Source organism: Rhizobium sp. N731 (assembly GCF_001664145.1).
Lineage (GTDB): Bacteria > Pseudomonadota > Alphaproteobacteria > Rhizobiales > Rhizobiaceae > Rhizobium > Rhizobium esperanzae.
Genome location: NZ_CP013601.1, coordinates 3,915,001 through 3,937,773, shown reverse-complemented (window position 1 = coordinate 3,937,773; position 22,773 = coordinate 3,915,001). Strand labels below are relative to the sequence as shown.

Sequence of the window (22,773 nt, the reverse complement as noted above, 5' to 3'; positions counted from 1 at the left end):
AACGGTTCCGGATCGGGCTGCCATTCGGTGGTGAAGGCCAGGTTTTTTGTGCTGCCGCAGAAAAGAAAATGCCGCCCGGAGGCGGCATTTTCCAGCTTTTCGCGATTTGCCTCAGACCTGCTCGAAGGCACCGTGGCAATGCTTGTATTTCTTGCCGGAACCGCAAGGGCAAGCCTCGTTGCGCCCGACCTTGCCCCAGGTGGCGGGGTCGTCCGGATTCCGGTTCTCAGGCGAGACGATGACTTCGGAAGCCTGGTAGATCGGGGCGAAATCGTCCTCGCCGGTCGTCGGATCGAGATGATGGGCCTGCATCAGCGGTGGTTCCGGCTCAGCAGGCGCCTGCTGCACCAGCTCGACGCGCATCAGCTGGGCGGTGACGGCCTCGCGCAGATTGTTGAGGAGGCCGGTGAAGAGTTCGAAGGCTTCGGACTTATATTCCTGCAGCGGATCGCGCTGGGCATAGCCGCGGAAACCGATGACGGAGCGCAGATGGTCGAGGTTGACGATATGCTCGCGCCAGAGATGGTCGAGCGTCTGCATGACGATCGAGCGTTCGACGTAATGCATGATGTCGTCGCCGAAGCGCTCGGCCTTTTCGGTAAAGGCGGCGTTGGCGGCCTGCGTCAGGCGCTCGCGAATGTCGTCTTCGCCGATGCCTTCTTCCTTGAACCATTCTTCGATCGGCAGATCGAGGTTCAGGATATTGGCAACGCCGGTCTTCAGGCCGACCGCATCCCATTGTTCGGCATAGGCGCGCTCGGGGATATGCTTTTCGACCAGATCCTCGATCACTTCGCGGCGCATATCGGAGACGGTCTCGGAAATATTGGCCGATTCCATCAGTTCGAGACGCTGCTCGAAAATCACCTTGCGCTGATCGTTGAGGACGTCGTCATACTTCAGCAGATTCTTGCGGATATCGAAGTTGCGGGCTTCGACCTTCTTCTGCGCGCGCTCGAGAGCCTTGTTGATCCAGGGATGGACGATCGCCTCGCCCTCCTTGAGGCCGAGTTTGGTCAGCATGCTGTCCATGCGGTCGGAACCGAAGATGCGCATCAGGTCGTCCTGAAGCGAAAGGTAGAATTTCGAGCGGCCGGGGTCGCCCTGACGGCCGGAACGGCCGCGCAGCTGGTTGTCGATGCGCCGGCTCTCGTGGCGTTCGGTAGCGATGACGTAGAGACCGCCGGCGGCGAGCGCCTTCTGCTTGAGCTCCTTGATCTCCTCGACGATCGCCTGGATCCTGGCGTCGCGCTCCGGACCGGCCTCGAGTTCGCCGAGTTCGCGCTCGATGCGCATATCCAGGTTGCCGCCGAGCTGAATGTCGGTGCCGCGGCCGGCCATGTTGGTGGCGATCGTGACGGCGCCCGGCACGCCGGCCTGGGCAACGATATAGGCTTCCTGCTCGTGGTAGCGGGCGTTCAGCACCTGGAAATCGTTGAAGCCCTGCTTGCGCATGCGCTCGGCGAGCAGTTCCGACTTCTCGATCGAGGTGGTGCCGACGAGCACCGGCTGACCGCGCTTGTGAGCGTCGAGGATCTCCTCGATGATCGCCTTGAACTTCTCGTCGAAGGTCCGATAGACCTCGTCGTCCTCGTCGAGACGCTTGATCGGCAGGTTGGTCGGGACTTCGATGACATCGAGATTGTAGATATTGCCGAATTCTTCCGCTTCCGTCTGCGCCGTGCCGGTCATGCCGGCGAGCTTGTCGTACATGCGGAAGTAGTTCTGGAAGGTGATCGACGCCAGCGTCTGGTTCTCCGGCTGGATCTGCACCTTTTCCTTGGCTTCGAGCGCCTGGTGCTGGCCTTCCGAATAACGGCGGCCCGGCATCATGCGGCCGGTGAATTCATCGATGATGACGACTTCGTCGTTGCGGACGATATAGTCCTTGTCGCGCTGGAAGAGTTTGTGGGCCTTCAGCGCATTGTTGATGTGGTGGACGATCGCGACGTTCTCGATGTCGTAGAGCGCGTTACCCTTCAAGAGGCCGGCCTGACGCAGCAGGTTTTCCAGCTTCTCGGTGCCCTCTTCGGAGAAGTTGGCGGAACGCTGCTTCTCGTCGATCTCGTAATCGCTGGGTGCGAGCAGCGGAATGAAGGCGTCGATCGTATTGTAGAGTTCCGAGCGATCATCGAGCGGACCGGAGATGATCAGCGGCGTGCGCGCTTCGTCGACGAGGATCGAGTCCACTTCGTCGACGATCGCGAAGTTGTGGCCGCGCTGGACCATCTGATTCTTCTCGTACTTCATGTTATCGCGCAGATAATCGAAGCCGAGCTCGTTGTTAGTGGCATAGGTGATGTCGCAGGCATAGGCCGCGCGGCGCTCCTCGTCGGAGAGGCCATGGACGATGACGCCTGTGGTCATGCCGAGGAAGCCGTAGACGCGGCCCATGGTCGCCGCATCGCGCTGGGCAAGATAGTCGTTGACGGTGACGACGTGCACGCCCTTGCCGGAAAGCGCGTTCAGATAGACCGGCAGGGTGGCGACGAGAGTCTTGCCTTCGCCGGTCTTCATCTCGGCGATCGCATTCGAATGCAGGATCATGCCGCCGATCAGCTGTACGTCAAATGGTCGCAGGCCGAGAACGCGGCGCGACGCCTCGCGCACCACGGCAAAGGCGGGAATCAGAATGTCGTCGAGCGTCTTGCCTTCGGCGAGAAGGGCGCGGAATTCGGCGGTCTTTGCCGCGAGCTGCTCGTCCGTCAGCGCCTTCGTCTTCTCTTCGATGGAGTTGATCGCGGCGACGTTCGGCTGGTAGGACCGCACGCGGCGATCATTGGACGACCCAAATAACTTGCGGGCTATACCGCCAAAGCTGACCATGTGACTGGTCCTTTCTCAATATTCATCCGCGACGTTTCTTGTCCGCGGCCCAGCCGAAAATCAGGCGCACGCCTTGAAACGCCCGGAAACTGTTCTGGACGCGAGGTTGCGTGACAGATAAGAGGGGGGTCGAATGATGTCAACGGATTTGGCGGATACAGAAAGGCCACAATCCGGTGTTGATGGCTATTTTGAGCTGGAACAGGCGATGCTGAAGCCGGCGATGTAACTGTGAAGGGTTATTTGATGTTGAGCACCAATAAATTCGCCGTGCTGGCGTTTGCAACTTTCGTTGCATTCCAGGCTCCGGCCCGTGCAGAGGACGCCGTCGTCGCCAAGGTCGGCAATCTGGAGATCCACCAGTCTGAGCTCGATCTCGCCGTCGCCAACCTCGATCCGCAGCTGGCGCAGCTTCCCGACGACCAGAAGAAGGTCGCAGCCCTGTCCGCCGCCATCGATGTGAAACTGCTAGCGGCCGGCGCGACGACGGAGAAGCTCGACCAGACTGACGAGTTCAAGAAGCGCATGCAGTACCTCACCGACCGCGAGCTTCACAATGCTTATTTCAAGAAGCACGTCGTCGACACCGTGACGCCCGACGAAATCAAGGCTCGTTACGACAAGGAAGTCGCCGCGCTGCCGAAGCAGGAGGAAGTCCACGCCCGCCACATCCTGGTCAAGACCGAGGACGAAGCCAAGGACATCATCAAGCAGCTCGACGCCGGCAAGGATTTCGCCGAACTCGCCAAGGAAAAATCCACTGATCCGAACAAGTCGGAAGGCGGCGATCTCGGCTATTTCTCGCGCGGCCGTATGGTGAAGGAATTCGAGGACGCGGCCTTCGCACTCGAGAAGGGCACCTATTCGAAAACGCCCGTCAAGACCGATTTCGGCTATCATGTCATCAAGGTCGAGGACAAGCGCGACGCTCCGCCGCCGCCTTTCGACCAGGTGCAGGACCAGGTTCGTCAGCTCGTCATGCGCGACAAGTATCTTGCCCTCCTCAACCAGGCCAAATCGTCTGCCAAGGTCGAGATCTCGGACGAGACGCTGCGCAAGGGTTACGACGAGGCCAACAAGCAGCCGGAGCCGGGCAGCGAGCCCGCCCAGCCGGCGCCGAAGCAGTAATATTCGCATCAGGGCCCGGTTCTTCCGGGCCCTTCCTTATCGTTGTTGTCGCATTTCCGGACGGCGAGCCGGTTCTTTCAGTCGCCGGGAAATGCTCATTGGCAGGTTTCATCATGTCCGGTTCCGTTTCGCCGCTCGCCCCGAAATCCTTCGTTCCGATGCCTTCGCTGCGCGGCGTGCGCATGGCGACGGCTTCGGCCGGCATCAAGTACAAGAACCGCACCGACGTGCTGATGATGGTCTTCGATAAGCCGGCATCGGTCGCGGGCGTCTTCACCCGTTCCAAATGCCCCTCCGCGCCAGTCGATTTCTGCCGTGCGAACCTGCCGCACGGCACTGCGCGCGCCGTCGTCGTCAATTCCGGCAACGCCAATGCCTTTACCGGCATGAAGGGCCGCCAGGCGACCGCCCTGACGGCAAAGTCGGCTGCTGCGGCCGTCGGCTGCGGCGAAAACGAGATCTATCTGGCATCGACCGGCGTCATCGGCGAGCCGCTCGACGCCACCAAATTCTCAGGCGTCCTTGACAGGATGCAGGCCGAGGCGACCGGCGATTTCTGGTTCGAAGCCGCCAAGGCGATCATGACGACCGATACCTATCCGAAGGTTTCAACCCGCAGCGCCGAGATCGGCGGCGTGGCCGTGACGATCAACGGCATTGCCAAAGGCGCCGGCATGATTGCGCCCGACATGGCGACCATGCTCTCCTTCGTCGTTACCGATGCCGACATCGCGTCGGAAGCGCTGCAGGCGCTTCTGTCCGACGGCGTCGGGCCGACCTTCAATTCCATGACCGTCGACAGCGACACGTCCACCTCCGATACGCTGATGCTGTTTGCGACGGGGGCTGCGGCCGAGGACGGCCAGGCCCGCATCGAACGCGCCGACGATCCGCGCCTTGCCGCCTTCCGCGCCGCGCTCAACGAAGTGCTGAAGGACCTGTCGCTGCAGGTTGTGCGCGACGGCGAAGGCGCCACCAAGATGCTCGAAATCACCGTGACGGGCGCCGAGAGCGATGCCGCCGCCAAGCGCATTGCGCTGTCGATCGCCAATTCGCCGCTGGTCAAGACAGCGGCTGCCGGCGAAGACGCCAATTGGGGCCGTATCGTCATGGCGGTCGGCAAATCCGGCGAGATGGCCGACCGCGACCGGCTCGCCATCTGGTTCGGGGACATCAGGGTCGCCGTCAACGGCGAACGTGACCCGGATTATTCCGAGGCAGCCGCGTCAAACGTGATGAAAGCGCAGGATATCCCCGTCAAAGTCGATATCGGCCTCGGCACTGGGTCGGCGACCGTCTGGACCTGCGACCTCACCAAGGAATATGTTGCGATCAATGGCGACTATCGGAGCTGATCGTCTATTGGTGCAGGCATCCATATCTTCAACGAATCTGCCGTTGGTCCGCAGGCTGGAGGCCGTCGGCTTTCGCGCCTGGCCGGCGGCGTCCGTGCAATATGACGGCAGCTGGCAGGTGCGGCTGACGGCGGGCCACCCGTCCAACCGGCTGAATTCCATCGTGCCGCTCGACCCCTCGGACCATCGCGATGTCGAGATCCGTCTGGAAAAGGCGAGCCGGAAGTTCGAGGCCTATGGCCGCGCCGCCGTGGTCCGTCAGACGCCGCTCGCCTCGCCGGTGCTGATCGACCTTCTCGGCGCCCGGAACTGGACACGGTTCGACGAGACCATGGTGATGACCTGCGATCTCGCCGAGGCCGAGCTGCCGGATACGCTCGATCATCTGCCGACCCATGATGTCGGCCGTTTCGTCGATGCCAACCTGGCGGTCGACAGGGCGCCGCTGAGCCTGAAGCCGGCGCTTGCCGAAATCATTTCGGCGATCAAGCCGCCGTTGGGTCTGTTCATGATCGAGAATGCCGTGGAGGGACCGCTCGCGACCGTGCTCTGCGTTCAGGACAACGATCTTGCCGGCATCATGTCGCTTTCAGTCTGCGAAACGCGGCGGCGTGAGGGGCTCGGCACCGAAATCCTGACCTCGGCGCTGCGCTGGGCGCGCATGCGCAGCGCCCGCTCGGCTTGGCTGCAGGTCAGGCTTTCCAATCGCCCGGCCATCGCGCTCTACGAGCGCCTCGGTTTTCGCGATGCCTATCATTATTGCTATTGGCAACGAGGTCCGCGATGAGCGAGGCAGGCCGAAAAATATTGCTGGTCGCCGCCTGTGCGCTGATCGATGCCGATGGGCGTATCCTATTGGCACAGCGTCCCGAGGGAAAGTCGCTGGCCGGGCTTTGGGAGTTTCCCGGAGGGAAAGTCGAGCCCGGCGAGACTCCGGAGGAGACGCTGGTGCGTGAGCTCGAGGAAGAGCTTGGTGTCAAGACCAAGATCGCCTGCCTGGCGCCGCTCACCTTTGCCAGCCATTCCTACGAGACGTTCCACTTGTTGATGCCGCTCTATATCTGCCGGCGCTATGAGGGGATTGCCCAAGGCCTTGAGGGGCAGGCTTTGAAATGGGTGCGTGCGCAGGCGCTGCGCGACTACCCCATGCCGCCCGCCGACGAGCCGCTTATCCCGATGCTGCAGGATTTACTTTAAGCGCGTCCCGACATGTATTAGCATCGGCTGATTTTTATTGTGCCGCAGCGTTTTCGGCTGTGGATATTAATGGATCGTTTAACACCTTCTGCCAAAGATCGGCCTCAATCAAGCATCTGGCGTGCGTGTATTAAAAGGCTTGACGTCATGGACGACGATTTCTGGAAAGCTGTCCGGGAAAAGGAACGGGCTTCGTCTGCCTCGCGCAGGACGGGTGCGCTCAATATCGCCCTTCTGTTCGGCACGGCGGTGGTCGCGTTGACGTTGATTCTGACGCCTATGCTTGCGGATTCCTCGAAGAAAAGTGTCTTTGCGAGTGCACCGGTCGATTTCGATACGATCACGACCGGATCGATTCCGAAGAACGAAAGCGGCAAGCACTATACCATTCGTCGTAGCGTCCTTCAGGACACGCCCGGCTCAGTCTGCGTCGTCCAAGGCTACGGCGTCGGCGCCGGTTGCTGAAGCGGACGCTTGGGATGGCCATCGCTCGGTGGCTGTGGAATTGATCGTTGCAGGCGGTTCACGCAGAAGGTTGGGGTAATGCGGCTTTGGAAAGCATTTCTTGCAGATGACAACGGCGCAACGGCGGTCGAATACGGCCTGATCGCCGCCATCATTTGCACAGCGCTTGTCTCCGGTCTCGGCATCTTTAGCGGCAGCCTGCAGAACGTCTTCAACGTGGTCAGCAACAATATCACCGTCAATTGACGAAGCTGCGGACGATCACTGCCTGAGCTTGTGTTCGTCCACTTTCAGCGCGTCGGCAAGGCGTGCTTTGGCCGAGCCCGGCTGGAGCGGCTTCTGCTGGCTCTCGTGCGGAGCCCATCCGGAGACATAGATGATCGAGAATGTCGCGCGAATGCGTCCGTCGGGATCGGAATAGCGTTCGGCATAGATCTCTGCGGCGCGCAGGAAGAAGGCGCGCGTCAGCGGCATGCGACTGCGGGCTGCAAGCGGATTGCTCATGCCCATCGCCCTGAGATCACGCATCAGCGGGAAGAGCGAGTCATATCGGACCGTATAGTTCTCAGCGTCGATCACCGGAAGGGTGAAGCCGGCGCGCTGCATCAGACTGCCGATATCGCGCACATCGGCGAAAGGGATGACGCGCGGGCTTGCGCCGCCCGTCATCTCGACCTCGGCTGCCAAAAGCACGTCGCGCAGTTCCTGCAGCGTGCCGGCGCCGGGAATGGCCGCCAGGAAAAGGCCGTCCGGCTTCAGGGCACGACGAATCTGGATGAAAACGCCGGGCGTATCGTTGGTCAGATGAAGGCTGAGCGGCGCGAGGATAAGATTGACCGATTGCGGCGCAAGCGGCACGTCCTCGAGCGTCGCCTCGACAAAAGTTTCGCCTGGGCCCGCATAGGTCTTCTCGCTCTCGACGCGGATCATCGTGCCGATCTTGCCCGTCGCCATTGCCGCGCGGGCGGCTGCACCGGTCGTGCCATGCAATTCAACGGCGGTTTCGAAGCGCCGCTCGACGACATCAAGTCTCTCGGCCATTTCCTCGGCCGCGATGTCGAGCAGGAAAGCGGCTTTCGGGTCGTTGTTAACAAGCGCGCGATGGCGATGTGCGGCGATCAGGGCTCTGTCGAAGATCGTTTCCATGGGGATGTCCATAGTCCCGGCTCGCTGCAGCGGCAAGGCGATTTTCCTTTCGAAGAGAACAGGCTAGTCTCGGCCTCATGAAACGGATCCACTCCGACTGGCCGGCAGACTTGCTCCGGGCGCATCTCCTGCGACCGTTTTCGGCGCTTGCCGATTTTCTCTATCCGCCCGCCTGTTCCGTCTGCGGCATTTCGACCGGCGGCCATCGCGGACTGTGTGCGAAATGCTGGTCCGGCATCCGCTTCATCGAGCGGCCCTATTGCGAAGTGCTCGGTATTCCCTTCTCGCATGATCTCGGCGCCGGCATCCTCAGCGCCGAGGCGATCGCCAATCCGCCGCCTTTCGACCGGTTGCGGTCAGCGGCGACGCACGACCGTGCCGTCCGAGATCTCGTTCACGGGTTGAAATATCGCGATCGCACCGATCTGGCGCCGATGATGGCCGGCTGGATGCTGCGTGCCTCCGACGGCGCGGTGGAAAGCTGCGATGCGCTGATCCCGGTGCCGTTGCACCGCACCCGCATGCTGTCCCGTAAGTTCAACCAGGCTGCCGAACTTGCCCGCCATATCGCGAGCCTATCGGGCAAACCGCTGCTTGCTGCAACGCTCATCCGCGTCAAGCGCACCAGCCAGCAGGTCGGCCTCGGCGCCAAGGCGCGCGAGGACAACGTCAGAGGTGCTTTCGCGATTGCCAAAGGCTGCGAGAACGACGTTTTCGGCAAGCGTATTGTGCTTGTCGACGATGTCTACACAACAGGCGCGACAGTCGCCGCCGCCAGCCGGACGCTGCGGAAGGCGGGTGCGGCCGAGATAACGGTTTTAACCTTTGCAAGGGCCCTTTCCGAGCCTATATGACAGAAAATACCCGGCATCCGTCTGGAGATATCATGGTACCCGTCACCATCTATACACGGCAGTTCTGCGGCTATTGCAGCCGCGCCAAGTCCCTTCTCGAACAAAAAGGCGTCGACTATATCGAGCACGACGCGACCTATTCGCCGGATCTTCGCCAGGAGATGGTCGGCAAGGCGAATGGGCGCGCGACCTTCCCGCAGATCTTCATCGGCGCCGAACATGTCGGCGGTTGTGACGACCTCTTCGCGCTCGATCGCGCCGGCAAGCTCGATCCGATGCTGGCGGCCTGAAGGAAGACCCGATGAGCTTCAAGGCCGCCGCCGTTCAGATGTGCTCCGGGGTCGACCCGGCAAAGAACGCCACCGCCATGGCGCGGCTGGTGCGCGAGGCGGCCGCCAAAGGCGCCACCTATGTGCAGACGCCTGAAATGACCGGTATGCTGCAGCGTGACCGCGCGGCGGCACGAGCCGTGCTTACCGATGAGGCGCGCGATATCATCGTCAAGACGGGGTCCGAGCTTGCCAGGGAACTCGGCATCCACATGCATGTCGGCTCGACGGCGATCGCGCTTGCCGACGGCAAGATCGCCAATCGTGGTTTCCTCTTCGGTCCTGACGGGCGGATCCTCAATCGCTACGACAAGATCCATATGTTCGACGTTGATCTCGACAATGGTGAGAGCTGGCGCGAAAGCGCGTTCTATACGGCCGGCTCGGAAGCCCGCGTTCTGTCGCTGCCCTTTGCGGAAATGGGTTTTGCGATCTGCTACGACGTTCGCTTCCCCGCACTTTTCCGCGCTCAGGCCGTTGCCGGCGCCGAGGTAATGACGGTTCCTGCCGTGTTCACCAAGCAAACCGGTGAGGCGCATTGGGAAATCCTGCTGAGAGCGCGCGCGATCGAGAACGGCGTTTTCGTCGTTGCCGCGGCGCAGGCCGGCCGGCACGAGGACGGGCGCGAGACCTTCGGTCACTCGATGATCATCGACCCCTGGGGCACGGTGCTGGCTTCGGCCGGCGCAACGGGCGAGGCGGTCATCGTCGCCGAGATCGATCCCGGTGCGGTCAAGGCCGCCCATGACAAGATCCCGAACCTCAGGAACGGTCGGGAATTCTCGGTTGAGAAGATCGCGGGGGCAGTCGCAGGAGGCGTCGCCGCTTGATCCGCTATTCCCTCACCTGCGACAATGCCCATGAATTCGAAGGCTGGTTTTCAGAAAGCGCCGATTTCGAACGTCAGGTCGCGAGCGGGTTTCTGACCTGCCCGGTCTGCCATTCCGCCGCCATCTCCAAGCTCCTGATGGCGCCTTCGGTGTCGACTGCGCGCAAGAAGGACGAGAGGCAGACGCTGGCGATGGACGCCATGCGCCGGGAGGCCCTGCAAAAGCTGAAAGAGGCGGTCGCGGCCGTCAAAGCCAATTCCGAGGATGTGGGCACGAAGTTCCCTGAGGAAGCCCGCAAGATCCATTATGGCGAGGCGGATGCCCGCGGCATCATCGGCCAGGCGACGGTCGACGAGGCCCAGGCGCTGGTGGAGGAAGGCATCGAGATCGCCGCCATTCCGGTACTGCCGGAAGACGTGAACTGAGATGCATTCAGTTCACCTGGCCCCTCTTGAAAGTTGGCGGGAAGGCGCCGCAGACAATTAGCCGACTAATTATCTGCCGGAACTATGCGGGCCGCTTTGCCAGCAACATGTAGTTCACGTCCATATCCTTGGACAGGTTCCACTGGTTGGACAGCGGATTGAAGAAGACGCCGGTGCGGTCGGTAATCTCAAGGCCGCTTGCCGTGAGCGGCTTTTCCAGCTCTTCCGGGCGCACCAGCTTTTCATACTGATGGGTGCCGCGCGGCAGCCAGCGCAGGATGTTTTCAGCGGCGAAGATGGCAAGGGCTGCCGCCTTCATCGTGCGGTTGATCGTGGCGACGAAGATCAAGCCGCCGGGGCGAACCATCTTTGCGCAGGTCGTCATGAAGAGTTCGACGTCGGCGACGTGTTCGACCACTTCCATGTTCAAGACGATATCGAAAGTCTCGCCGGCGTCGGCAAGTTCCTCGGCGGTGACCGCGCGATAGTCGACCGCAACGCCTGAGGCCTTCGCATGGGTCGAGGCGATGCCGATATTCTTCTCGGAGGGGTCCGCGCCGACGACAGAGGCGCCCATGCGGGCGACGGGTTCGGACAGGAGGCCGCCGCCGCAGCCGATATCGAGCACGCGCAGGCCTTCGAGCGGGCGGGCGCTTTTCGGATCACGGCCGAAATTCTCACAGGCCTTGTCTCTTATATAGGCGAGACGGACGGGGTTGAATTTGTGCAGTGGCTTGAACTTGCCGGTCGGGCTCCACCATTCCGCCGCCATCGCCGAGAAGCGGTCCACTTCGCCCTGGTCGATCGTGCTCCTGGCGCCTTCCGTCATCGTCTTCTCCTTGCGTTCGTGACAAGTGAAGTCGGACGATCGGCGACATAAGTCAAGGGCGGAGGTTATCGAGGAGCGACGGGCGTGCAGACGCTCGGCAATTGCTTTATATCGTGCGCTTGCCTCCCCCCGCCAAACTCGCTAAGAGACCCCGCAACTTGGGGCCTTCAGGGCCTGGGCTTTTAGAGCGGTTCCAGAAAGTAGGAGCCCGGCTCTTTCGCCAAGCCGTTCGCCCCAGAGCTTTCGTGATGCCGGGTCGGGTTTCCGCTTCCCGGCGCCAGTCGTGGTAGAGGCATATGGCACGCATCGTAATGAAATTCGGCGGCACGTCCGTCGCTGACCTGGACCGCATCAAGAACGTTGCCCGCCACGTCAAACGCGAAGTCGATGCCGGTCACGAGGTCGCGGTGGTGGTCTCGGCGATGTCCGGCAAGACCAATGAGCTGGTCGGCTGGGTGCAGGGCACGCCGAAGGTCATCGGCGCCAATTCGCCGTTTTACGATGCGCGGGAATATGATGCGGTCGTCGCCTCCGGTGAGCAGGTGACCTCGGGGCTGCTGGCGATCGCATTGCAGGCGATGGATATCAATGCGCGGTCCTGGCAGGGATGGCAGATTCCGATCCGCACGGACAACGCACATGGCGCAGCCCGGATTCTGGAGATCGACGGTTCCGACATCGTCAAGCGGATGGGCGAGGGGCAGGTCGCCGTCATCGCCGGCTTCCAGGGGTTGGGACCGGACAACCGCATCGCCACTTTGGGACGCGGCGGGTCGGACACGTCGGCCGTCGCCATTGCCGCGGCTGTCAAAGCGGATCGCTGCGATATCTATACGGATGTCGACGGTGTCTATACGACCGATCCGCGCATCGTGCCGCAGGCGCGCAGGCTGAAGAAGATCGCCTTCGAGGAAATGCTTGAGATGGCCTCGCTCGGCGCCAAGGTGCTGCAGGTGCGCTCGGTCGAGCTTGCCATGGTGCACAAGGTGCGTACCTTCGTGCGCTCGTCTTTCGAAGATCCCGATGCTCCGGGCATGGGCGATCTGTTGAACCCGCCCGGAACGCTGATTTGTGACGAGGATGAAATCGTGGAACAGGAAGTAGTCACCGGCATCGCCTATGCCAAGGATGAGGCTCAGATCTCGCTTCGCCGTCTTGCCGACCGGCCGGGCGTTTCCGCCGCGATCTTCGGACCGCTTGCCGAATCCCATATCAATGTCGACATGATCGTCCAGAATATCTCCGAGGACGGGTCGAAGACCGATATGACCTTCACCGTGCCGTCGGGCGATGTCGAGAAGGCGATCAAGGTGCTCGGCGACCATAAGGAGAAGATCGGCTACGACGTCGTTCAAAACGAATCGGGGCTGGTGAAAGTCTCTGTCATCGGCATCGGCATGCGCAGCCATGCCGGCGTGGCAGCGACCGCGTTTCGTGCACTTGCCGAAAAAGGCATCAACATCAAGGCGATCACCACCTCCGAGATCAAGATTTCCATCCTGATTGACGGTCCCTATGCAGAACTCGCTGTCAGGACTTTGCATTCCTGCTACGGTCTGGATAAGAATTGATTCCCAGCGGGCGGCCTGCCCCTTCAGGTTGAGGAGACGAAGGCAGGCCGGCCGGGACAGAGTGCGTTGTTTCGGGAGCTTGAGACGCCATGAGAGACCTTTCCGGCGGTCCGCGCGTGCTGCTCAGGCGGCTGCGCGAGTTGATGGCAGAGCCGCTGGAGCCGCAGGATCGTCTTGACCGGATCGTCCGACAGATTGCCAGCAATATGGTGGCGGAAGTCTGCTCCGTCTATGTGCTGCGCGCCGACGGTGTGCTCGAACTCTACGCGACCGAAGGCCTCAACCGGGAGGCCGTGCACCTGGCGCAGTTGAAGATGGGGCAGGGCCTCGTCGGCACGATCGCGGCTTCAGCGCAGCCGCTCAACCTTTCCGACGCGCAGTCGCATCCGGCGTTCCGCTACCTGCCGGAGACGGGTGAAGAAATCTACCATTCCTTCCTCGGTGTGCCGATCCTCAGGACCGGGCGCTCGCTTGGCGTTCTCGTCGTCCAGAACAAGGCGAGCCGCAACTATCGCGAGGAGGAGGTGGAAGCACTCGAAACGACGGCGATGGTGCTTGCCGAGATGATCGCCACCGGCGAGCTCAAGAAGATCACCAAACCGGGCCTCGAACTCGACCTGACGCGTTCGGTGACGATTGACGGCGACACCTATAATGACGGCATCGGCCTCGGCTATGTCGTGCTACACGAGCCCCGCATCGTCGTTACCAACCTGCTGAACGAGGATGCCGAGAAGGAAATCCGCCGGCTGGCGGAGGCCATGGGGTCGCTCAGGATCTCGATCGACGACATGCTGTCGCGCCGCGACGTCTCGATGGAAGGCGAACATCGCGAGGTGCTCGAAACCTATCGCATGTTCGCGCATGACCAGGGCTGGGTGCGCAAGCTCGAGGAAGCGATCCGCAACGGCCTGACGGCGGAAGCGGCGGTCGAAAAGGTGCAGAGCGACACCAAGGCGCGGATGATGCGGTTGACCGACCCTTATCTGCGCGAACGCATGCACGATTTCGAGGACCTGGCGAACCGGCTGCTCAGGCAGTTGACGGGTTATACCGGGCGCACGACCGCCGAGGGTTTTCCCAATGACGCGATCATCCTGGCGCGGGCCATGGGGGCGGCCGAGCTGCTCGATTATCCCCGTGCCAATGTGCGCGGGCTGGTGCTGGAAGAGGGAGCGGTGACGAGCCATGTGGTGATCGTCGCCCGCGCCATGGGCATTCCCGTCATCGGCCAGGCGGCGGGTGTTGTGGCGCTCGCCGAGAATGGCGATGCCGTGATCATCGACGCCGACGAAGGGCATGTGCATCTCCGGCCGATGGCCGATCATCGGCGCTCCTACGAGGAAAAAGTGCGCTTCCGCGCGAGGCGGCAGGAGCAGTTCCGGGCGTTGCGCGCGATCGAGCCGGTCACCAAAGACGGCCAGCGGATCTCGCTTATGATGAATGCCGGCCTGCTGGTCGACCTGCCGCAGCTCTCGGAATCGGGTGCGGAGGGCATCGGTCTCTTCCGCACCGAGCTGCAGTTCATGATTGCCTCGACCATGCCGAAGGCGGAAGAGCAGGAGCAGTTCTACCGCAATGTGATCAAACAGGCGGCAGGCCGCGTCGTCACCTTCCGCACGCTTGATATCGGCGGCGACAAGGTGGTGCCTTATTTCCGAGGCCATGAGGAGGAAAATCCCGCACTCGGCTGGCGCGCGATCCGGCTGTCGCTCGACCGTCCGGGATTGTTGCGCACCCAGCTGCGCGCCATGCTGAAGGCGTCCGCCGGCACCGAGCTGAAGCTGATGGTGCCGATGGTGACTGAGGTTTCCGAGCTGAAGATGGTGCGCGAACTCCTGCAGAAAGAAGTGCAGCATCTGTCGCGCTTCGGGCATGGACTGCCGCGCAAGCTGCAATTCGGAGCGATGCTGGAGGTGCCTGCGCTGCTCTGGCAGCTCGACGAACTGATGGAGGCGGTCGATTTCGTCTCGGTCGGTTCCAACGACCTTTTCCAGTTTGCTATGGCGGTCGATCGCGGCAATGCGCGGGTGTCCGATCGCTTCGACCCCCTCGGCAAACCGTTTTTGCGGATCCTCCGTGATATCGTGCGCGGGGCGGATCGGAACACGACGCCGGTGACGCTTTGCGGCGAGCTTGCCGGCAAGCCGCTTTCGGCAATGGCGCTGCTCGGCATCGGCTTTCGGTCGATCTCGATGTCGCCGGCCTCGATCGGTCCGGTAAAGGCAATGCTACTCGGGCTTGATGTCGGAGCGCTGGCGAAGGTGATGGACGAAGTGCTGGACGATCATCGCAGCACGGTGCCGATGCGCGAGGTGCTTGCCCGCTTCGCCGAGAGCCACAATATTCCCCTTTAGAGAAATATAAGAAGAATCGGAGTGAAGGGTGGCGAAGCTTCCCGTTGAAAAAATGCGCGAGCTGGAACGCCGTTTCGGCGAGATCGAAGCGCGCATGTCGGCTGGCCCGGCCGCCGATGTCTATGTGAAGCTCGCATCCGAATATTCCGAGCTGCAGCCCGTCGTGACGAAGATCCGCGCCTATGAGAAGGCTGTCGCCGAGCTCGCCGATCTCGAAACGCTGCTCGAGGACAAATCGGTCGATCGCGAGATGCGCGATCTTGCCGAGCTCGAACTGCCCGAAGTGAAAGGGCGGATCGAGGCGCTGGAGCAGGAAATGCAGATCCTGCTTCTGCCGAAGGACGCAGCCGACGAAAAGAGCGCGATCCTGGAAATCCGCGCCGGCACCGGCGGCTCGGAAGCTGCCCTTTTTGCCGGCGATCTTTTCCGGATGTACGAGCGTTTCGCGTCGGAAAAGGGCTGGAAGGTAGAGGTGCTCTCGGCAAGCGAGGGTGAAGCCGGCGGCTACAAGGAAATCATCGCGACGATCACAGGCCGGGGGGTGTTCGCCAAGTTGAAGTTCGAATCCGGCGTGCACCGTGTGCAGCGCGTGCCGGAGACCGAAGCAGGCGGGCGCATCCATACTTCGGCCGCGACGGTGGCGGTGCTGCCGGAAGCCGAGGAGATCGACATCGACATTCGGCCGGAAGACATCCGTATCGATACGATGCGCTCTTCGGGCGCCGGAGGTCAGCACGTCAATACGACGGACTCGGCAGTGCGCATCACCCATCTGCCGACCGGCATCGTCGTCACCAGCTCGGAAAAATCACAGCATCAGAACCGCGCCAAGGCGATGCAGGTCTTGCGTTCCAGGCTTTACGATGCCGAGCGGCAGCGGGCCGATAGCGAGCGCTCGGCCGATCGCAAGAGCCAGGTCGGCTCCGGCGATCGTTCGGAACGCATCCGTACCTATAATTTCCCCCAGGGTCGCATAACGGACCATCGCATCAATCTGACGCTTTACAAGCTCGACCGGATGATGGAAGGCGAGATCGAAGAGGTCGTCGACGCACTGATGGCCGATTATCAAGCAAGCCAGCTGGCGCAGCTCGGCGAACAGCAATGAGCGCTACGGTCGCCGATATGCTTGCCGAAGCGCGCCGTCGTTTCACAGAGGCAGGCATTGTCGATCCGGTGACCGATGCGCGGCTGCTTGTCGCAGGCATTTTGAAACTGTCGTCAACGGAGCTTTTGACGCGGTCGGCCGAGAGGCTCTCTTTAGATCAGGCGGAGGCGATTTCGAGGGCCTTGGAGCGGCGTCTCGGCCATGAGCCGGTGCATCGTATTCTGGGCGAGCGGGAATTCTACGGCCTGCCGCTTGGCTTGTCGACGGAAACTCTGGAGCCGCGTCCGGATACGGAAATCCTGGTCGATACGGTGCTTCCCTATTTGAAGGACCTTGCAAAGGCGCAACGCCATCTCCATATTCTTGATATCGGAACCGGGAGTGGGGCGATATGCCTCGCGCTCTTGAGTGAATGTCCCGAGGCGTCAGGTATCGGCAGCGACATATCGGCTGATGCACTTAGGACGGCGAAGTCAAATGCAGAAAGAAACGGGTTGCAGGATCGTTTTCAGGCCGTGCAGTCGAAATGGTTCGAGAACATCCAGGGCTCCTTTCACGCGATTGTCTCAAATCCGCCCTATATTGCCTCCAATGTCATTCACGATCTCGCTCCCGAAGTGACGAAATTTGATCCGGTTGCAGCGCTGGATGGCGGCCCGGATGGGCTTGACGCTTACAAAGCCATAGCCAAGGATGCGGCAAGGTTCATGAGGCCCAACGGGGTTCTCGGACTGGAAATCGGCTACGATCAGCGAAACGATGTGACGGCGATCTTCGAAGCGAAAGGCTTCAAGTGCCTCAAATCCGTGAAAGATTATGGTCAGAACGACAGGGCGCTTGTTTTCGCGCTTGCGTAAAAGGCGGTAACTGCGGCATCGGACGGGACATTATTGCTATTGCGAAGAAAAGGCTTGGATTTCCCAGGGAAGCAATATAGGTTGCGGACACGTGTTGGGCAGATAGGAATGAACGAGATTCGTTCGGCACTTGGTTTGCCTCGGGGGTCCGCTCTTTTAAACGAGAGTTTCAACGGTTGAACACGACCCAACGCGTGAATCAGTCAAACTGACTTGAGAACCAAGCGGCAGGTCGGCGCAAAGGCGCAGTATGCTCGCGGCACAAAGGTCCTGACCCGGTTTTCCGGTCATGGCGGTTGGTGCCATGTATCCATCACAAACAGAGAATTCAGGTGAACGATCTATGAGGCCAGGACAGCAAAACAAGCGCGGTCGAGGGCGTGGTAACAACAATAACAATGGCGGCGGCGGAAATAACAATAACAACAATTTCAACCGCAAGGGCGGTAACCCGCTGACCCGGAGCTATGACAGCTCCGGTCCCGATGTTAAGATTCGCGGTACTGCACAGCATATCGCCGAGAAATATGCGCAACTTGCCCGTGATGCCCAGAGCTCTGGCGACCGCGTGATAGCCGAGAATTATCTTCAGCACGCCGAACATTACAATCGGATCATTGCCAGCGCTCAGGCGCAGATGCAAGAGCGGTTCCAGCGCGACGATCGCAGCGACTACAATGACCGCGACGCGGCGGATCGCGACAGCGACGACATCGATACCAGCGACAATGATGGCGACGATGTCGTCGTCGTCCAGCCGCCGCAGAGCAGGCAGCATCAGCCGCAGGCACAACCAAAGTCCGCGGCGGCACCCGTTGCTGCGCCTGCCCCGGCACCCCAACCCGAAATCATCGACGGAACCGGCCCGCAGCCGGAGATCGAAGGCATTCCTGCCGAGGTCGCCATGGACGAGGAAGGCTCTGCCGGCCAGTCACGCGAACGCCAGCCCCGTCGTCGTAGCCCCGGCAATCGTCCCCGTCGCCCGCGCCGCGGCGCAGACGGCGATGCAGCCTCCGAGGGCGAGGGTGCTTCCGCCGAGGCGCCGGTTCTGGCGGATGCCGCATCGGAATAGGGGATCTGGCCGCTCCTTTCGGGGAGAGCCGGGTGCTCATGCCATCTGTTCGAATTTCCTTGAAAATCCCCGGCCTCGTGCCGGGGATTTTCGTCTTATGGGCTCTTTAAACTCCCGAAACAGCGTACCATATTCTCCTCGACTGCTTCGCCCAAATCCCAGATGGGCCAAGCGCGGCCTGCCTTTTCAGGGGGTCGATCTCAATCATCGGTCTGCGCCTCGTAAGGGCAGGGCGATCAATGGAGGTAGAATATGAATATCGAGAAATATTCCGAGCGGGTGCGCGGTTTCATTCAGTCGGCCCAAACCTATGCGCTGGCGCAGGGGCATCAGCAATTTTCACCCGAACATGTGCTCAAAGTTCTGCTCGATGACGATCAGGGCATGGCGGCGTCGCTGATCGAGCGTGCCGGCGGCGATGCCAAGGCTGCTCGCCTTGCCAATGACGCGGCTCTTGCCAAGTTGCCGAAGATATCGGGCGGCAACGGCAACATCTACCTGGCGCAACCGCTCGCCAAGGTGCTTTCGACCGCCGAAGAGGTGGCCAAGAAAGCCGGCGACAGTTTTGTTACGGTCGAACGTCTGCTGCAGGCGCTGGCGATCGAATCCTCGGCTTCGACCTATTCGACGCTGAAGAATGCGGGCGTGACAGCCCAAGGTCTCAACCAGGTCATCAACGATATCCGCAAGGGCCGGACCGCGGATTCCGCCAGCGCCGAGCAGGGCTTCGATTCACTCAAGAAATTCGCCCGCGACCTCACTGGCGAAGCCCGCGAGGGCAAGCTCGATCCGGTGATCGGCCGCGACGATGAGATCCGCCGCACCATCCAGGTCCTGTCGCGCCGCACCAAGAACAATCCGGTGCTGATCGGCGAGCCAGGCGTTGGCAAGACGGCGATCGTCGAAGGTCTGGCTCTGCGCATCGTCAACGGCGACGTGCCGGAATCGCTGAAGGACAAGAAGCTGATGGCGCTCGACATGGGCGCGCTGATTGCCGGCGCGAAATACCGCGGCGAATTCGAAGAGCGGCTGAAAGCGGTCCTCAATGAAGTTCAGGCGGAAAACGGCGAGATCATCCTGTTCATCGACGAGATGCACACGCTGGTCGGCGCCGGCAAGGCGGACGGGGCGATGGATGCCTCCAACCTTCTAAAGCCTGCGCTTGCCCGCGGCGAGCTGCATTGCGTCGGCGCAACCACGCTCGACGAATATCGTAAACATGTCGAGAAGGATCCGGCGCTTGCCCGCCGTTTCCAGCCTGTCGTCGTCGACGAACCGACGGTCGAAGATACGATCTCGATCCTGCGCGGACTCAAGGAAAAATACGAGCAGCATCACAAGGTTCGCATCGCCGATGCGGCGCTGGTCGCCGCCGCGACGCTGTCCAACCGCTATATCACGGATCGCTTCCTGCCCGATAAGGCCATCGATCTGATGGATGAGGCGGCGGCGCGACTGCGCATGCAGGTGGATTCCAAGCCGGAAGAGCTCGATGAACTCGACCGCCGGATCATTCAGATGAAGATCGAGCGTGAGGCGCTGAAGAAGGAAACCGACGTTGCTTCCGCCGACCGGCTGAAGCGACTGGAGACCGAACTCACCGCGCTTGAAGAGGAGGCCGATGCGCTGACGGCCCGCTGGCAGGCGGAAAAGCAGAAGCTCGGCCTTGCCGCCGATCTCAAGAAGCAGCTCGACGACGCCCGCAACGAACTGGCGATTGCCCAGCGCAAGGGTGAGTTCCAGCGCGCCGGCGAGCTCACCTACGGCGTCATTCCGGATCTCGAAAAGCAGCTGGTCGAAGCCGAGAAGCAGGATGGTGAACGCGGCGCGATGGTGCAGGAGGTGGTCAGCCCCGACAATATCGCCCATGTCGTTTCCCGCTGGACCGGCATCCCGGTCGACAAGATGCTGGAAGGCGAACGCGACAAGTTGCTTCGGATGGAAGACGAGCTGGCGAAATCGGTGATCGGCCAGGGCGATGCGGTTCAGGCCGTGTCGCGCGCCGTCCGCCGCGCCCGCGCCGGCCTGCAAGATCCGAACCGGCCGATCGGCTCGTTCATCTTCCTCGGCCCGACCGGCGTCGGCAAGACCGAACTTACCAAGGCGCTCGCCCGCTTCCTCTTCGACGACGAAACGGCCATGGTGCGCATGGACATGTCGGAATACATGGAGAAACACTCCGTCGCCCGGTTGATCGGCGCGCCTCCCGGCTATGTTGGTTATGACGAAGGCGGGGCGTTGACGGAAGCCGTGCGCCGCCGGCCATATCAGGTCGTGTTGTTCGATGAGATCGAGAAGGCGCATCCCGACGTCTTCAACATCCTGCTGCAGGTGCTGGACGACGGACGGTTGACGGACGGTCAGGGCCGGACGGTCGACTTCCGTAATACGATGATCATCATGACCTCGAACCTCGGAGCCGAATATCTGACGCAGCTCAGGGACGGCGATGACAGCGATACGGTTCGCGAGCAGGTGATGGACGTCGTGCGTGGGCATTTCCGGCCGGAATTCCTGAACCGCATCGATGAGATCATCCTCTTCCACCGCCTGAAACGCGAGGAGATGGGCGCGATCGTCGATATCCAGCTGAAGCGGCTGGTGGCTCTGCTGTCCGAACGCAAGATTGTTATCGATCTCGACGAGGAAGCTCGCCATTGGCTGGCGAACAAGGGGTATGATCCGGTTTACGGCGCAAGGCCGCTGAAGCGGGTGATCCAGAAATTCGTGCAGGACCCGTTGGCCGAGCAGATCCTGTCGGGCCAGGTGCCGGACGGATCGACTGTCAAGGTGACGAACGGTTCGGACCGGCTGCAGTTCAGCACGCGGCAGACGGTGAGCGCAGCGGCTTAATTTGGTTTGTCGAGAAATGAGAAATGGCGGCTTCAGCCGCCATTTTTCGTTTAGAGACTACTTGCTCGCCACCTGATCCGGCGTCTGGTTGTTCAGCAGCGTATCGATACGCTTTCGCTCGTCCTCGAATTTCGCCAGCGCCTCGCCCTGCAGCGATTTGCCGCCCGGCAGACGGATGCGCAGCGGATCGACCTTGGTGCCGTTGACGATCAGCTCGTAATGCAGATGCGGGCCGGTGGATTCACCCGTCGTGCCGACCCAGCCGATCACCTGGCCCTGACGTATTTTCGCGCCGGGAACGACGCCTTTGGCAATGGCGCTCTGGTGATTGTAGGAGGATTCATAGCCATTGGCATGGCGGATGATCGTCTGATTGCCGTAGCCGCCGGAATCCCAGCCGGCTTTTTCGACTGTGCCATTGCCGGAGGCGATAATCGCGGTGCCACGCGGCGCCGCCCAATCGACGCCGGTATGCATTCGCGCGAAACCGAGGATCGGATGGCGGCGCATGCCGAAGCCCGACTTGAAAATGCCGTTCGGAACTGGGTTGCGCAGCAGGAACTGACGGATGCTCTTGCCGTTCTCGTCGAAATAATCGACCGTGCCGTCGTCGGGATCCTGGAAGCGATAGAAGCGCGTCTGCGTATCGCCGAAACGAGCATTGACGTAGAGCAGTTCGGAATCCTCGGTCGCCTGGCCGGTGCTGTCGGCGACGGAGAAGAAGGCCTCCAGCTTATCGGTCGATCTCAGCTGCGCCTGGAAATCGACATTGCTTGCAAGCAGCTTGATGATCAGCGCGGTCATATCCTTGGTCATGCCATAGGAAAGGGCGGCGCGATAGATGCCGTCATAGACTCGCGGCAGGTTCTGTCCGGGCGGCGGAGCGAAGGTATTGTCATCGAAAGCCGTGGCGATGGCATCCAGCATCGGCGGCTCGCTGCCGGACACGTATTTGCCCTTGTCGTCAAGGGCTACGGTGACGAGATGGCGCGTGCCGCGGTAGACGCTGGCCCGGATGATCTTTGCCTGTTCGCCCTTCTGGATGATGCCGATGCGCAGCACGTCACCCTTTTCGAGATCGCTGGCGCCGAGTTGCTGCGAGATATAGTTGGCAATGCCATCGGCATATTGCTGTGGGTAGCCTGAATCCGTAAGCGCCTTGGCGATCGGTGTATCGGCGCGCACCGGAAGAATGTCGTCGGCGAATTCTTCGGTCTGCGGCGTGATCGATTCCGGCGCAGAAACCGTCATGTTCTGCTCGAGCACGCGGGCTGACAGGCCGGCGGTCAGATCGACATCGGCTTCCTCATTGGAGAAACGACGTGGATCGACGTAGTAGAGGGCTGCGAGCTGCGTATTGCCGTCGGTCAGCACGGAGCCGTTGGAACGGACGTTTTCCTCGACCTCCTCGAGTGACAGGCCGGAGGCCATTTTCATACTGGTCTTGGCGGTCGGGAAGGGAACGGTCTTCAGGCTGACCTCGGATTCAACGTCGGAGCCGTAGAGTACGCCGGTGCGGCTCTGCGGGGCGGGCTGCGGTTCGTCGGCGGAAAATATCGCCAGAGGATCGA

The 22,773-nt window shown here is 61.3% G+C and carries 20 protein-coding genes (1 of these 20 only partly in view); 16 read left to right on the top strand and 4 right to left on the bottom strand.

All coding sequences use genetic code 11. The features are described from left to right. Positions 1 to 111: 111 nt before the first annotated feature. The gene (gene secA, locus AMK02_RS19050; RefSeq protein WP_064805220.1) at positions 112 to 2,826 is read right to left on the bottom strand and encodes a preprotein translocase subunit SecA; all 2,715 of its coding nucleotides are present in this window, start codon (positions 2,824 to 2,826) and stop codon (positions 112 to 114) included. A 246-nt stretch (positions 2,827 to 3,072) separates the two neighbouring features. On the opposite strand from secA, the gene AMK02_RS19045 reads away from it, so the two are divergent. The 6 genes from AMK02_RS19045 (at position 3,073) to AMK02_RS19020 (ending at position 7,217) form a co-directional block, all read left to right on the top strand. Continuing rightward, positions 3,073 to 3,954, top strand: coding sequence for a peptidylprolyl isomerase (locus tag AMK02_RS19045; protein ID WP_064806365.1), 882 nt, complete (start codon positions 3,073 to 3,075; stop codon positions 3,952 to 3,954). A 113-nt stretch (positions 3,955 to 4,067) separates the two neighbouring features. Next, positions 4,068 to 5,309, top strand: coding sequence for a bifunctional glutamate N-acetyltransferase/amino-acid acetyltransferase ArgJ (argJ, locus tag AMK02_RS19040; RefSeq protein WP_064806364.1), 1,242 nt, complete (start codon positions 4,068 to 4,070; stop codon positions 5,307 to 5,309). After that, entirely contained in the window at positions 5,290 to 6,096 is an 807-nt protein-coding gene (locus tag AMK02_RS19035) for a GNAT family N-acetyltransferase (protein WP_064805218.1), read from the top strand. The genes argJ and AMK02_RS19035 overlap by 20 nt, the downstream gene beginning before the upstream one ends. Next, on the top strand, positions 6,093 to 6,506 hold the full coding sequence (gene mutT / locus AMK02_RS19030) for an 8-oxo-dGTP diphosphatase MutT (RefSeq protein ID WP_064805216.1): 414 nt from the start codon (positions 6,093 to 6,095) through the stop codon (positions 6,504 to 6,506). The genes AMK02_RS19035 and mutT overlap by 4 nt, the downstream gene beginning before the upstream one ends. Before the next feature lie 147 nt (positions 6,507 to 6,653). Next, positions 6,654 to 6,971, top strand: a complete 318-nt coding sequence (locus tag AMK02_RS19025; protein WP_064697586.1) for a hypothetical protein — start codon at positions 6,654 to 6,656, stop codon at positions 6,969 to 6,971. A gap of 78 nt (positions 6,972 to 7,049) precedes the next feature. Beyond that, the gene (locus AMK02_RS19020) at positions 7,050 to 7,217 is read left to right on the top strand and encodes a Flp family type IVb pilin (RefSeq protein ID WP_064805214.1); all 168 of its coding nucleotides are present in this window, start codon (positions 7,050 to 7,052) and stop codon (positions 7,215 to 7,217) included. Between the two features lie 15 nt (positions 7,218 to 7,232). On the opposite strand, the gene AMK02_RS19015 is transcribed toward AMK02_RS19020, so the two are convergent. After that, complete coding sequence (locus AMK02_RS19015; RefSeq protein ID WP_064806362.1) at positions 7,233 to 8,117, bottom strand: methyltransferase domain-containing protein; 885 nt, start codon at positions 8,115 to 8,117, stop codon at positions 7,233 to 7,235. A 77-nt stretch (positions 8,118 to 8,194) separates the two neighbouring features. Here AMK02_RS19015 and AMK02_RS19010 point away from each other — a divergent pair, with 77 nt between their 5' ends. Genes AMK02_RS19010 through AMK02_RS18995 form a run of 4 tightly spaced genes read left to right on the top strand, consistent with a single transcriptional unit; the run spans position 8,195 to position 10,555 of the window. Then, positions 8,195 to 8,971: a ComF family protein gene (locus tag AMK02_RS19010; RefSeq protein ID WP_064805212.1), complete on the top strand. Its 777-nt coding sequence runs from the start codon at positions 8,195 to 8,197 to the stop codon at positions 8,969 to 8,971. Positions 8,972 to 9,003: 32 nt separating this feature from the next. Continuing rightward, on the top strand, positions 9,004 to 9,261 hold the full coding sequence (gene grxC / locus AMK02_RS19005) for a glutaredoxin 3 (RefSeq protein ID WP_064805210.1): 258 nt from the start codon (positions 9,004 to 9,006) through the stop codon (positions 9,259 to 9,261). Between the two features lie 11 nt (positions 9,262 to 9,272). Then, a complete protein-coding gene (locus tag AMK02_RS19000) occupies positions 9,273 to 10,130 on the top strand; it encodes a carbon-nitrogen hydrolase family protein (RefSeq protein ID WP_064805208.1) in 858 nt (285 codons plus the stop codon). Further along, positions 10,127 to 10,555 carry a DUF1178 family protein gene (locus tag AMK02_RS18995; protein ID WP_064805207.1) on the top strand — a complete coding sequence of 143 codons (429 nt, stop codon included), beginning with the start codon at positions 10,127 to 10,129 and terminating at the stop codon, positions 10,553 to 10,555. The genes AMK02_RS19000 and AMK02_RS18995 overlap by 4 nt, the downstream gene beginning before the upstream one ends. A gap of 82 nt (positions 10,556 to 10,637) precedes the next feature. Here the strand turns inward: AMK02_RS18995 and ubiG are convergent, their stop codons facing one another. Further along, positions 10,638 to 11,384 (bottom strand): bifunctional 2-polyprenyl-6-hydroxyphenol methylase/3-demethylubiquinol 3-O-methyltransferase UbiG, encoded by a 747-nt coding sequence (gene ubiG / locus AMK02_RS18990; protein ID WP_064805205.1) that lies wholly within the window; start codon positions 11,382 to 11,384, stop codon positions 10,638 to 10,640. 296 nt (positions 11,385 to 11,680) lie between these two features. On the opposite strand from ubiG, the gene AMK02_RS18985 reads away from it, so the two are divergent. The 6 genes from AMK02_RS18985 to clpB all read left to right on the top strand — a co-directional run bounded on the left by AMK02_RS18985 (position 11,681) and on the right by clpB (position 21,202). After that, positions 11,681 to 12,955 (top strand): aspartate kinase, encoded by a 1,275-nt coding sequence (locus AMK02_RS18985; RefSeq protein ID WP_064697592.1) that lies wholly within the window; start codon positions 11,681 to 11,683, stop codon positions 12,953 to 12,955. An 89-nt stretch (positions 12,956 to 13,044) separates the two neighbouring features. Beyond that, complete coding sequence (gene ptsP, locus AMK02_RS18980) at positions 13,045 to 15,312, top strand: phosphoenolpyruvate--protein phosphotransferase (protein ID WP_064805203.1); 2,268 nt, start codon at positions 13,045 to 13,047, stop codon at positions 15,310 to 15,312. 28 nt (positions 15,313 to 15,340) lie between these two features. Beyond that, positions 15,341 to 16,420 (top strand): peptide chain release factor 1, encoded by a 1,080-nt coding sequence (gene prfA, locus AMK02_RS18975; protein ID WP_064805201.1) that lies wholly within the window; start codon positions 15,341 to 15,343, stop codon positions 16,418 to 16,420. Beyond that, the gene (gene prmC / locus AMK02_RS18970) at positions 16,417 to 17,277 is read left to right on the top strand and encodes a peptide chain release factor N(5)-glutamine methyltransferase (RefSeq protein WP_064805199.1); all 861 of its coding nucleotides are present in this window, start codon (positions 16,417 to 16,419) and stop codon (positions 17,275 to 17,277) included. The genes prfA and prmC overlap by 4 nt, the downstream gene beginning before the upstream one ends. Positions 17,278 to 17,620: 343 nt before the next feature. Beyond that, positions 17,621 to 18,349: a DUF4167 domain-containing protein gene (locus AMK02_RS18965; protein WP_064805197.1), complete on the top strand. Its 729-nt coding sequence runs from the start codon at positions 17,621 to 17,623 to the stop codon at positions 18,347 to 18,349. 252 nt (positions 18,350 to 18,601) lie between these two features. After that, positions 18,602 to 21,202, top strand: a complete 2,601-nt coding sequence (gene clpB / locus AMK02_RS18960; RefSeq protein WP_064805196.1) for an ATP-dependent chaperone ClpB — start codon at positions 18,602 to 18,604, stop codon at positions 21,200 to 21,202. A 57-nt stretch (positions 21,203 to 21,259) separates the two neighbouring features. On the opposite strand, the gene AMK02_RS18955 is transcribed toward clpB, so the two are convergent. Then, positions 21,260 to 22,773, bottom strand: the 3' portion of a protein-coding gene (locus AMK02_RS18955) for a M23 family metallopeptidase (protein WP_064805194.1). The gene runs 427 nt beyond the window's last position; only the last 1,514 of its 1,941 coding nucleotides appear in the window; its start codon lies off the right edge, out of view; it ends in the stop codon at positions 21,260 to 21,262.

Coding starts and splice junctions, on each gene's coding strand:
- secA (WP_064805220.1), bottom strand. CDS start 2,826: ATGGTCAGCTTTGGCGGTATAGCCCGCAAGTTATTTGGGTCGTCCAAT.
- AMK02_RS19045 (WP_064806365.1), top strand. CDS start 3,073: ATGTTGAGCACCAATAAATTCGCCGTGCTGGCGTTTGCAACTTTCGTT.
- argJ (WP_064806364.1), top strand. CDS start 4,068: ATGTCCGGTTCCGTTTCGCCGCTCGCCCCGAAATCCTTCGTTCCGATG.
- AMK02_RS19035 (WP_064805218.1), top strand. CDS start 5,290: ATGGCGACTATCGGAGCTGATCGTCTATTGGTGCAGGCATCCATATCT.
- mutT (WP_064805216.1), top strand. CDS start 6,093: ATGAGCGAGGCAGGCCGAAAAATATTGCTGGTCGCCGCCTGTGCGCTG.
- AMK02_RS19025 (WP_064697586.1), top strand. CDS start 6,654: ATGGACGACGATTTCTGGAAAGCTGTCCGGGAAAAGGAACGGGCTTCG.
- AMK02_RS19020 (WP_064805214.1), top strand. CDS start 7,050: ATGCGGCTTTGGAAAGCATTTCTTGCAGATGACAACGGCGCAACGGCG.
- AMK02_RS19015 (WP_064806362.1), bottom strand. CDS start 8,117: ATGGAAACGATCTTCGACAGAGCCCTGATCGCCGCACATCGCCATCGC.
- AMK02_RS19010 (WP_064805212.1), top strand. CDS start 8,195: ATGAAACGGATCCACTCCGACTGGCCGGCAGACTTGCTCCGGGCGCAT.
- grxC (WP_064805210.1), top strand. CDS start 9,004: ATGGTACCCGTCACCATCTATACACGGCAGTTCTGCGGCTATTGCAGC.
- AMK02_RS19000 (WP_064805208.1), top strand. CDS start 9,273: ATGAGCTTCAAGGCCGCCGCCGTTCAGATGTGCTCCGGGGTCGACCCG.
- ubiG (WP_064805205.1), bottom strand. CDS start 11,384: ATGACGGAAGGCGCCAGGAGCACGATCGACCAGGGCGAAGTGGACCGC.
- AMK02_RS18985 (WP_064697592.1), top strand. CDS start 11,681: ATGGCACGCATCGTAATGAAATTCGGCGGCACGTCCGTCGCTGACCTG.
- ptsP (WP_064805203.1), top strand. CDS start 13,045: ATGAGAGACCTTTCCGGCGGTCCGCGCGTGCTGCTCAGGCGGCTGCGC.
- prmC (WP_064805199.1), top strand. CDS start 16,417: ATGAGCGCTACGGTCGCCGATATGCTTGCCGAAGCGCGCCGTCGTTTC.
- AMK02_RS18965 (WP_064805197.1), top strand. CDS start 17,621: ATGAGGCCAGGACAGCAAAACAAGCGCGGTCGAGGGCGTGGTAACAAC.
- clpB (WP_064805196.1), top strand. CDS start 18,602: ATGAATATCGAGAAATATTCCGAGCGGGTGCGCGGTTTCATTCAGTCG.